The organism is Bacteroidales bacterium (genome assembly GCA_026418905.1).
Taxonomy (GTDB): domain Bacteria; phylum Bacteroidota; class Bacteroidia; order Bacteroidales; family DTU049; genus JAOAAK01.
The window spans coordinates 69,505-81,337 of sequence record JAOAAK010000009.1 but is presented as its reverse complement, the minus strand read 5'-3'; the positions used below and the strand labels follow the sequence as shown (position 1 = coordinate 81,337).

At 36.1% G+C, this 11,833-nt stretch carries 6 protein-coding genes; 1 reads left to right on the top strand and 5 read right to left on the bottom strand.

Going from position 1 to position 11,833, the window contains the following annotated elements; translation table 11 throughout:
- Positions 1-2: 2 nt before the first annotated feature.
- Genes N2Z72_02175 through dnaE form a run of 5 tightly spaced genes read right to left on the bottom strand, consistent with a single transcriptional unit; the run spans position 3 to position 10,863 of the window.
- Positions 3-3,200 (bottom strand): hypothetical protein, encoded by a 3,198-nt coding sequence (locus N2Z72_02175; GenBank protein MCX7696483.1) that lies wholly within the window; start codon positions 3,198-3,200, stop codon positions 3-5.
- Positions 3,190-4,563 carry a dipeptidase gene (locus N2Z72_02170; GenBank protein MCX7696482.1) on the bottom strand — a complete coding sequence of 458 codons (1,374 nt, stop codon included), beginning with the start codon at positions 4,561-4,563 and terminating at the stop codon, positions 3,190-3,192. Before N2Z72_02170 ends, N2Z72_02175 begins: the two co-directional genes overlap by 11 nt.
- A gap of 51 nt (positions 4,564-4,614) precedes the next feature.
- Positions 4,615-7,152: an alkaline phosphatase family protein gene (locus N2Z72_02165; protein MCX7696481.1), complete on the bottom strand. Its 2,538-nt coding sequence runs from the start codon at positions 7,150-7,152 to the stop codon at positions 4,615-4,617.
- Positions 7,139-7,351 (bottom strand): hypothetical protein, encoded by a 213-nt coding sequence (locus N2Z72_02160; protein MCX7696480.1) that lies wholly within the window; start codon positions 7,349-7,351, stop codon positions 7,139-7,141. The genes N2Z72_02165 and N2Z72_02160 overlap by 14 nt, the downstream gene beginning before the upstream one ends.
- A gap of 8 nt (positions 7,352-7,359) precedes the next feature.
- Positions 7,360-10,863 (bottom strand): DNA polymerase III subunit alpha, encoded by a 3,504-nt coding sequence (gene dnaE, locus N2Z72_02155; protein ID MCX7696479.1) that lies wholly within the window; start codon positions 10,861-10,863, stop codon positions 7,360-7,362.
- 45 nt (positions 10,864-10,908) lie between these two features.
- On the opposite strand from dnaE, the gene N2Z72_02150 reads away from it, so the two are divergent.
- Positions 10,909-11,832 (top strand): alpha/beta hydrolase-fold protein, encoded by a 924-nt coding sequence (locus N2Z72_02150; protein ID MCX7696478.1) that lies wholly within the window; start codon positions 10,909-10,911, stop codon positions 11,830-11,832.
- The last annotated feature ends 1 nt before the right edge of the window (position 11,833 follow it).

Genomic DNA, 11,833 nt, shown 5'->3' with positions numbered 1-11,833 from the left:
TGTTAAAAATCTGTACCTAATGAAAAAAGATAAGCAGGTTTGGTAAATTGAAAATTGTCCCACCCCCAAGCCATATCAAAACGAATGAAATACCCCCATATCATTGTTCTCAGACCACTACCAAAACCGGCTACGATAGGGAAACGAAAATTTTTTATTTCAATTGTAAAAGGTTTTTGAACAACATATTCATTCCTATAAGTATTTTTTTCACTGAAAGGATTTAATCCAACGTATGCACTTCCTAGATCGAAAAAAGTTACAATTTGCAGATTATTCAACATGTTCGAAGCTAAGGGCCTTCTTAACAATACGTTTAAAAAAGGGAACCTCCACTCGTTATTCAGCACGAAAAACGTATTACCATTACGACAATTCAATGGTAATCCTCTAAGATTAGTGATGAATGTCATGAATTCATACCGGTAAGTTGTATCAAACGGAGTTCTAGAATTGAACTTTGCAAATATATTCTGATCCGTTCCCCCTAAGAAATGCATGAGCCTGGTTGATCCGATCGATGTCCCCCAGGCAAAACGATGAGCCAAAATCATGGTCTTGTGTATTCTTAAGTACGTGCGAAAATCCACACCAAACGTAACTAAATTCAATAGCTTATTATGAATTCCTTGGTAATATTCGCTAAATATTTTCCACCTCCAACCCACGAGAACATTAGGCATTTCCTGAATAGTATTGTCATATACAAGTTCAGACCGAAGGCTTCCCCAATACACTTTTTTTGCTGTATCTAACAAACTGGCATCATCATAGCCTAATTTTACAACATTGTCATAGCGAAGCATAAAAAAAGAACGGAAAGTCAGCAAATTGTAAAATGGATAAGACGATCCTACACTAAAATGGCTTACTTGATGTCGTTCAACTCCCTGCTCTTCGCTTCTAAAAAAATAATTGTAATACAAGAACGAAAAATGATAATCCCATCGTTTTTTAAAATTTTCGTAAGCAAGCAAATATTCATTTCCTTTCAATGATGGTTTGATCTTAACTCCACCAATGATACGATAATCCTCAAGTAAATCACTAGCAACAAATTTGATGAATCCATTAGTTTGAGGCAGCTGAACATCCAAATATGCTGGCGAAAAAGGTAAATATCCTTGCCCCAAATAATCGGAAGCAATTTGAGTAGTAACTCTGTTAAGCGAATATTCTACATTATAATTTTGTATTCTAGAAACAATGAAAGTATCCTTGTAAGTTGATAGATTGTTAAATGACGGAGAATTATCGGAAGGTTTAACATTTTTAGCTAGTGTTTTAAATTTAAAATCATAAATATTTACTTTATTGGTATCACTTGCCTGAGAAGAATCGGAATTAAATGGAGAAATTTTCTCTTTTTGATACGATGGTTCTTGGATGTGAGATTTATTAGAAGATTCACCAAAACGTTTGGAATACACATCATGTGAAGGAGTTTCCAGAAAAGACTTTATTTGCTGATGAGAGATTATGCGCTGTTCTTTGTTTTTAGGGGTTTGGATCAAAAACAAATGCTGAGGCATTTTAAAAGTCCATTCTAGCACAGGATAATTCCACCTCGAGACTGGTTTCTGAACAAAAAAATAACGATAATGAAAGACAGTATCTACAAACAAAATAGCACTATCTAGACGAGCTGAAAAAATATTCTGAAAGCCATATTCATCATTAAAAAAATATAAGATTTCATTTCCATTCCAGTTAGGTAAGATTTCGTTTGTATCCTGCGTAGTAGTAATTCTGTACATTAATTTTGAAGCAGGATTAAGTAAAAATAGATCATAGTTTTGCATTTGTAATTGGTTTGAAAATGAATCCAAAACTATAGGTTTGTTAGATGCATAGCAAATCCACCGATCATCGGGTGAAAACATAGCATATCGTTCGTCATACTGGTCATTAGTAAGTCTTTTGATAGCATTACTGCCTAAATAAAAGAGAAACAGGTCAACTTGCCCATCCAACAATGCAGTCATGACCAAAGTTGTACCCGTGGACGAAAACGAAATGTCTAACACTTTCTGAAATTGTTCAATATTTATTTTTTCATAACTTTTCTCAACAAGATCGTATAAATACAAATATCGTTTTTGTTTTTCCTCATTAATCCAAGCAACAATTCGAGAAGTGGGATGCCATGCCAGAACAGGATAAGAATAATCTTGGTTTAACACCCATTTTTTACCAGTATTAAAAATTTTTTCTTTCTTCCGAGAATCCAAATCCATGAGCCATATTTTCTTTTTATCCCATTTATCAGTTACAAACAGCAATTTCTTTCCATCAGGACTTAAATGATGTTGATATACGTGAAATTTGGGTTTAAAAGCTAGTACCTTTTGACTCACAGGTAATTCGTTTTTTTCTTCTTTCCAACGAGTTTTGTAGAAGGACATGCAATCATTGAGAAGTTGTCTAAAATTCTTTCCATAAACATATAATAATGCTGTAGTGTAGCTTCTCGATACTACCAGAAAGGTAAGAACTTTTGAAATTGTATTTTTGCCATAAGTAGTTAGAAGAAAATTCCAAAAAGCATGTCCCATCAGGGAAGATTCTTCTTCTTTGAATTGATTAATGGAAAAATATTTTTTCCGATGCAAAAGATTCTTTAATCGAAAATCTAGATCCATGTTCCATCCATTAACTATGTAGCTTACAAGGCCTTCGATAAACCAACGAGGAACAAAAAGAGATTGAGAACGTCTTACATTCATGTTAGGATCGTCACCAAAAAGAAATTGAAAAATCAAAGAACGAGCTATTCCTTCTTTAATTTGTCTTCTTAAATCTTCATGATTCCCGTTAAAGAAAAGAGCAATTTTGTTGCTAACGATTTGGGTCTTGCCCCCTGTGTTAATGGATTCATGCGATGAATAACCTACATTACTAGAAAAATAGTCATTTTTGTTTGAAAAAATTATAAAAAAAAATTTTTTTTCAGGTAGGTAATCGAGAAAGAAAGAAATATCCTTAATTTCTTGATAAGCTACTTGAATAACGTATTGAGCAAGTGAGCGTTCGCCTTGATAAAAAAGAACGTCAAAATGGGATGTTCGCCATTGACTCCAGATATATTTTTGAGTGTATTGTGTCCGACTTCGTCCAAAAATCAAGTCATAGCCATTGTAGAACTGCGGCCATAGTTGGAAAAAAACAAAAAAACAGACGATGAAACATTTATTTTTCATGCATAATGCGGGGAAAATGCAAATAGAAAGCCACGATACTTTTTACTCCATTCCATAAATTGTTCAACGGAAAGTTTTCGTTTGGAGAATGTACAGCATCGCTTTCAAGTCCGAAACCCATAAGAAGAGATTTAATACCTAGTTTTTGTTCGATGGTAGCAATGATAGGTATGCTACCACCTGAACGAAGGTGAACAGGATCTTTCCCAAAAACATCTTTCAAAGCCAGTTCGGCTGCAAGATAAGCAGGATGATCCGAGGGCATCACGTAGGGTTGACCGCCATGTAAAATGTCAACTTTAACGGTCACAGATGAAGGTGCCAGTTTTTCGATGTATTCTTTAATGAGTTGAGCTATTTCTTTGTTATCCTGGTAAGGAACAAGACGTGCAGAAATCTTAGCATAGGCCTTGGACGGTATAATGGTTTTAGCACCTTCTCCGGTATATCCACCCCAGATGCCACAGACATCAAATGATGGACGAATACCTGTTCTTTCAAGTACGGTATATTCTTTTTCTCCAAACAATTCACGAACTCCAAGGGCCTGTTTGTAATTATCCTCAGAAAAAGCAACCTTGTTCAATTTTTTTCTATCCTCTTCGCTCACTTTCATCACTTTGTCATAAAAACCGGGAATGGTTATCGTCCCATTGAGATCAATCATCCGGCTTAAGATATGTGAAAGGATAACGATCGGATTTGCCACAGCTCCTCCAAAAAGACCACTATGGAGGTCGCGATTAGGCCCAGTTACTTCAACCTGCAAATAAGTCAACCCACGAAGCCCCATGGTAATGGTAGGAACATCGGGTGCTATCATTCCCGTATCACTCACAAGGACTACATCGCCTTTAATATTTTCTTTATGTTCATCTAGCCATGTAGAAAGAGAAGTACTGCCCACCTCTTCTTCACCTTCCAATATAAATTTAACATTACAGTTAAGTTTGTTCTCTTCGAGCAAATAACGTAATGCAATCCAATGAATAAAGCTTTGACCTTTATCGTCATCAGCTCCACGAGCATAAATTTTCCCATCTCTAATTTCGGGCTCGAAGGGAGGACTAACCCAAAGATCGATGGGATCCTCAGGCATAACATCATAATGCCCGTAAACAATGACTGTTGGATATGAAGTATTGATGATTTTTTCAGCATAAACAATGGGATTCCCAGAAGTTTGATGTATTTCTACTTTATCGGGATGTAATTCCCTTATAAGTTCGGCCCAATACTGAGCGGCTTCTTGCATTTTATGTTTTCTTGCAGGATCACTACTAACAGAATCTATCCGCAGAAGTTGAAATAATTTATTAAGAAAAAACTCTTGATTAATTTCAATATATTCCTGTATATTCATGATATCTAATTTTATGCAAATATGTGGTATTTTTTTGGATTATGCAACTTATTATATGGCTTTATTCCGGTAAAGGTTAGGATCTACTACTTTTATCATATTATACGTATCAAGAGAATAATCGAGGAACTCATTGATTTTACTAGCTACAGCAAACGGTTGCTTTATAACGTCTTGATGATTGACATGAAGAATCTCAAATTCGGGATGCTCTTTTATCCAGTTGTCGACCACCTGAAGTTGCTTTTGAAAGATATTGGCAAGACCTGAAGGAAAAATGGAAGGATCTCTACCTAGCATCTTTTGCTGAGATTGCAATATTTCGTTCATGTCTCGATGCATAAAAATTATTTTGTACTTATAATCAAGTGGAATATATGGCAATAATTGAGCAATTATTTTAACAGCTTTTCCGATGGCTTCTTTCATGAAAGAATTGTCTTTGTGAAGGTTTTTAACAGGTTCATATTCATAGTACCCACGAGGATTATGCTCATCAGGTTTTCTCAAATTATCTGTAAGGATTCGCATACCACCCGCTTCGAGCATTTGCATCATGAGACTGGTACCAGATCTAGGTAAGCCAGATACAACAACTATTCTACCCTTGAAAAAGCCTTCTACATATTTTTGATGCATTTCGCACATTTCTGGCTTGTGTAACAAGTCTCGATAAATTTTTATCAAGAATGAACGAGCCGAAACATGTGTTGGCAACATAGAAACAAATTTTTCTAAAGCCTTTGCTGCTTCTTCATACCTACCCAATTCCATCAATGATCTTCCCAGCAAATAATGTGCTTGGGGAAAATAATACAAAATCCCCAAAGCATCTAAACAATAATCAGAAGCTTCTTCATACCATCCAAGCATGAAATAATTTTGAGCTAAACCAAATAAGGCAAGAGGATCATCTGAATTAAGTTCCAAGGCATATTGATATGCTTTAATAGAGTCATTAAATCTTCCTGTTTGAAAGAGCAATTTACCCGATTCTCGTAAAGTAGAAGGTGTAAAGTTTTTATTTTTTATCATATCGAGCAAAATCGTTTCCGCAGCTATAAGATTATTTTGAGCCATATACACCTTGGCTTTCATTAGCGAAAAATTAAGCATAGACGCAGTCTCATCATCGACAATTTTGCTTATCCGTTCAAGAATATCATTGGCCTTGTTTGGATCAATTGAAAGGTAAACTTGAAAAAGAGTTAGATGAATATCAATAGTGGCTAATTCATCTTTGACAAGCTCTTCTAGGATTTGCTTAGCTTTGTCATATTCAAACTTACTGATATAGACACGTGCCAAATTAAATTGATTTTCTATCCAAATTTTTTTTCTTGCTTTGATGGCATCTTCATCAGGTTTTTCAATATAACCGAGAGCAACCAGTTGTTCTATGGCCTCGATAGGATTTTCATCAGTCCATCGAAAATGTTCAGGAAGTTCGGCAAAATCACCAGCAACTTGATCCCATGAATCTATGTAATCTACCCGTGGTGGATGTTCAAAAATTTCCATTAGAACACGTCCATCCATATCTTTCCCAATAGGAATTCCGGCATAAGCTAATAAAGTTGGCGCTATATCTAGCAATGTTGCTCCATAGACTCTTTCATCCCTTTTAATACCTTTACCATAAAAACACACCATACCAAGTGCACGATGTTCTAGAGCAGGAGCAGCCTTGAATTTAGGTAATCTCATGGGTCTTAGTATATCTGAATACATGCCATGATCTGAAACAATTACTAATAGAGTATTATTATCCACTCTTTTGAGGTATTGTTCAAGCATCATATCAAAAAAACGATATCCAGAACGTATGACATCTTTGTATATCTCAAAATCTTCAATACGAACAGATGGATGACGAGGTGGATGGAATCTCATGAAACCATGTCCCAAATGATCAATCAGATCAAAATATATGGCAACGAAATCCCATGGTTCCTTATCCATGAGGTAAGTGGCTATAGCATGTGTTGTAGAGTTTTCAGCAATTATTTTAGCTAAAGCATCGATGCTGTTAGTTTCTTCCTGATTAACTTTATGAGCCATAGGGATGAAAGGCAGGATGTGCTGATCAGATAATTCAGCAGGATGGATTCGAAGGGATGATAACTCAGCAACCATTTCACGAGGATGAACACTATGGGCAGGTACTTTCCATAACTCACCAGGTCGCATGATAGGTGTGTTAAAATGATGGGAAACCATATAACCTCGAATGGGCTCCACCGGATGACTAGGCCACCAATTGACGACAACTTGCCGATAGCCTGCATAATGAAGAATATTCCATATCGTACGAGTCTTTCGTGAGCCAGATGAAATGTTCCTCACAGAAGCACTGATTGGATCTAATTCAAGAAATCCAAGAATCCCATGTTTATCAGCTCGTTTGCCCGTAACAATAGAGGTCCATAGCATTGGTGAAAGAGGAGGATCCAACGTCATTATATTTCCGCTGGTTCCCTCTTCTATAATTTTCTGAAAAGTAGGCAGCAAGCCTTCATCTATCATGGGATTTAAGACTTTCCAGTCTGCAGCATCGACACCGATAAGAAGAATTTTATTTTTTTCCATTGTTGTTTTTTTTTCGGTCAATAGCATCAAAATGTAAAGGTGTTTCGGGATTGGCCATATCAGGCAAGCCATGAGCTCGTCTTACAGCTTTCCAAGCCAAAACGCCCTCATAACCCAAAGCTAGAAGCGCCAGATTACCTTCTGGCTTGACTTCCATTTCAATCATTGAACCGTTTTGTTCAAAATAAAATTTAACCATATGTTGATTTATTCACTGTTTTCATCTTCGAATTCGCTCATGTTTGGTTTTGTCTGAGTGTTTATTTCAATGGGTTTGGACAAAGCTAGCGTATAAATTTCACATTTTTGTGCCCAATCCATTTTTTTAAATTCCTCCATTCCCTTAAAAGAAATTTTATAAGTTGAAAGATATGTCCCTATTCCTTTTTTCCATTCATCATCATAGACAAAAATACCCCATTCGATGTTTCCTTGATATTCCTTAAGAATATTCAACATCTGATCAGCAAGTGATCTTCTAGCCCTACTTAGGGGTATATGGTAAATGACCTTTTTAATGCCAAACTGTATAAACTCATCTATGGTTGAGATATGCAAGATCTGTAAGTCATGTCCCTGTCGATTATTTTCAATGCTTGCAATAATAAGCAATTTAGCATCTTCCCTAACTAAATGCTGAAAACTTTCCATTTTTTCCTTGAACAATCTAAAGTTATATTGACCAGAAAAGTCACTTAATGAGAAACTCAAATAAGAGGCTCCATTTTTGTCAAATCTTTTTTGAACTTGTGTAACAAGCCCCATGATAATTAGCAATTTGCCAATTTCAATATCTTCTATGTTTTCAGATAAGTATTTTAGTGGATATTCCACCCATGAATGAATAAAAGACGCATATTCATCAAGGGGGTGTCCTGAAATGTAATAACCGGCTACTTCAAATTCTTTTTTCAGTATTTCCTCCTTTGACCAAGATGGACAAAGAGGTAGTTGTATATCTTCAGTCGAATGCTCATCAACGGTATCGAACAAAGAAAGCGTAGATTCGGTTTGTTTTTGCCCATATTTCATGAGTTTTTCGAGCAAAGTTGGCTCATTGCTAGATGACTGATAAAAAAATTGTGCTCTGTGAGCCCCGAAATTATCCAAACAACCAGTAAGCACGAGCGATTCAATGGTTCGTTTGTTGACAAGCTTTGATACTCTTTTGAAAAAATTTACCAAACTAGTAAACTTTCCATGTTCATTTCTTTCTTGGATAATTGCCATAGCAGCGGCTTCGCCTACATTTTTCAAAGCTTTCAAACCATAACGAATGGTTTTTTCCCGAACAACCGTAAAACCCAAATCACTTTCATTTACATCAGGACCTAATACAGTAATTCCCATTCTTTGGGCTTCCGATAAATATTTGATCATGGAATCTGAATCGGTAAGATTTTGATCAAGTAATGATGCCATAAAAGCTTCTGGGTAATGGGCTTTCAGGTATGCTGTCTGATAAGCGAGGACAGAATAGACAGTGGCATGTGAGCGATTAAATCCATATTCGCCAAATTTTGCCATATCTTGATATACTGTTCTAGCAATATCTTCCGAAATTCCGTTTTGCTTACAACCTTCAATAAAGTCTTTTTCCAGGTGCTCAATAATATCTTTTTTCTTCTTCCCCATAGCCTTCCGCAGTTCATCAGCCTTTCCTTTACTAAATCCGGCCATTTTTTGGGAAAGAAGCATGATTTGTTCCTGATACACCATGATGCCATACGTATCTTCAAGTATTTCTTTTGCAAATGGATGGGGATATACTACCTTTTCTTTTCCGTGTTTTCTATTGATGTAAGTTTGTATGTAGTTCATGGGCCCAGGACGATAGAGTGCATTCATAGCGATAAGGTCTTCCATTTGAGTTGGTTTTAATTCCCTGAGCCATGACCTCATTCCATCAGATTCAAACTGAAAAACACCTATGGTTTCTCCTCTCTGAAAGAGTTGCCAAGTTAACTGATCATCAAAAGAAATCTTGTCAATATCTATTTGTTGATGATACTTTTCATGGATAATTTCAAGAGTTCTTTTAATGATAGTCAAAGTTTTTAGTCCCAAAAAGTCCATTTTAAGTAATCCAACTTTTTCTATTATACTTCCCTCATACTGCACTACAGGAAGAATGGATTCCTTCGAGCGTGCAAGGGGTGCAAATTTCCATATGGGCTCTCGGCCAATAATCACACCACAAGCATGTACACCAGTGCCTCTTACATTACCCGTAAGAACTCGAGCTATGTCAACCATTTTTTTGATTCTTTCATCTTTCTCGTAGAGATCAACAAAGTCTTTGTTTTGAAATGCCATATCAATAGTGGCATTGGGGATCGAAGGAACAAGCTTAGCTACTTGATTAATAATACTTTGCTCGAGTTTTAATATTCTTCCAACGTCTCGTATGGACGAACGTGCAGCTAACTTATTGAAAGTAACAATCTGACAAACTTTATCATGACCATACTTTTCAGCAACATAACGTATCACATCATCTCTGCCAACATCATCGAAATCCACATCAATATCTGGCATAGAGATGCGTTCGACATTTAAAAAACGCTCGAAGAGTAACTTGTATTTAAGTGGATCAATGTTGGTAATGCCGAGACAGTAAGCCACAATAGAACCTGCTGCGCTACCACGCCCAGGACCTACGAGAATGCCATTACTCCGAGCATACGTAATAAAATCTTGAACTATCAAAAAGTAACCAGCAAATCCCATTTTCTTAATGATATCTAGCTCAAATTGTATTCTTTCTTCAATTTCAGGAGATAAATGCTGATATTTATTCCGTGCTCCTTTCCATGTAAGATAATCTAGATATTCATCATCGGATTTAAAAGATGAGGGACGTGGGAATTCTGGTAATTGTACTTCGTGCAAAATGCTATAATCCTCCACTTTTTCGGCAATTTCAAGCGTATTTTTTAAAGCTTCTGGAATATCCTTGAAAAGCTCATACATTTCTTCGTAAGTTTTGAGGTATTCTTGACCTGTATATTGAAGTTGTTCGTCGTCTTCTCTATTGGTGTTAATCTTAATCAACGCACTGTGAGCATTAAAATCGTCCTTGAAAATATAATGTACGTCATTGGTGGCTATCACTTTAATGTTTAATTTTTTTGAAATGTTAAGAATAGCACGATTTACCGTTTGCTGATCAGACAATCCATGATCCATTAATTCAAGGTAGAAATCATCCTGAAAAAGGTCCTTGTACTCTGTTGCAACTCTCATGGCTTCATCTTCGCCTTTGTGTAGTATTGACCATGCAATTTCACCACCCAAGCAAGCTGAAGTAGCAATGATACCTTCATGATATTTCTCCAACAACTCTTTATCTATACGTGGCGTATAATGAAAACCTTCAAGATTCGCAATGGTAATCAATTGTGATAGATTCTGATAGCCAGTGTAGTTTTTAGCTAGTAATATGAGATGAAATCCACTTCTATCTTCACGAGTAATTTTGTCATATATGGATTTTCTTGCTACATAAGTCTCAACTCCCAAAATAGGTTTAATTCCATATTCTTTAGCATGCAGGAAAAATTCTAGTATTCCGTACATGTTGCCGTGATCAGTTAGAGCCACAGCTGGCATTTTTAGTTCTTTTGCACGATTCAATAATCGTTTAATATCACAAGCGCCATCAAGAACTGAGTAAATGCTGTGTAGGTGAAGATGAACAAATGCCGACATTTTTGTTCTAAAATTAATAACTTTGTTTTTATTGAAACATGCTTTATGAAATTCAGGTTTTTTCCAATTTTTAGTGTCATTTTGTTGCTTTCAGCTTGTCATAAGTTGGGTACATTTGAAGGTTTGAAAGGAATTGAGTTTCAGCATACACGATTCTTCAAATCTCATGTTAATAAGCTCACGTTAAATATTTCTTGGAAACAAACCACAAGAAAAATTTATATATTTTTCCCTTCACATTTTGTAAAGAAAGGACAAGTTTTACTGCTACATGGCTGGAACCTTCCGCCCCTTCAATGGTTTGAGGAAACCTCTTTGGACGAAAAACTCCTTGATGCCGGCTTTATCTTAATAGTACCGGACATGGGTAAAAGTCTCTATGCAAAGGTTACTTACAAGGAAACACTTCCTGTTTTCAAGCATCAACCTCTGTTAAGTTGGCTTAAGGATACAGTGATTCCATATTTACAGGATACTATCAATTTATTTAAAAAAGGAGACAATAATTTTATTATTGGTCTTTCTACCGGTGCACGTGGAGCTTTTGCTCTTTTGCTTGAAGAACCCTTTCTCTTTTCAGGTGTAGGTCTTTTGTCGGGTGATTATGACCAAACCCTCAATCCAAACGACAATTTAATGATCTATCATTATGGCAATTATGAACATTTTCCCAATCGTTGGGAAGGTAAAGACAATCTCTTACGGGAATTCATAAGAAAAATGAGTTATTACAAGGATTGTTTTCTCCCTCCTCTTTATGTAGCTCACGGAATGGATGATCCTGTTGTTTCTGTTGTGCAATCAGATACCCTAGTGCGCATACTACTTCATTATGGCTGCAACATCCAATATCGCTTTGTCAAAGGTGAAAAACACAACTACCATTTTTGGGAAAATGAAACCCCATACTTGACAAATTTCATTCTTACTCAGGTAAGCAAAAATACCGCCAGTGCAAGCATAAAATAAT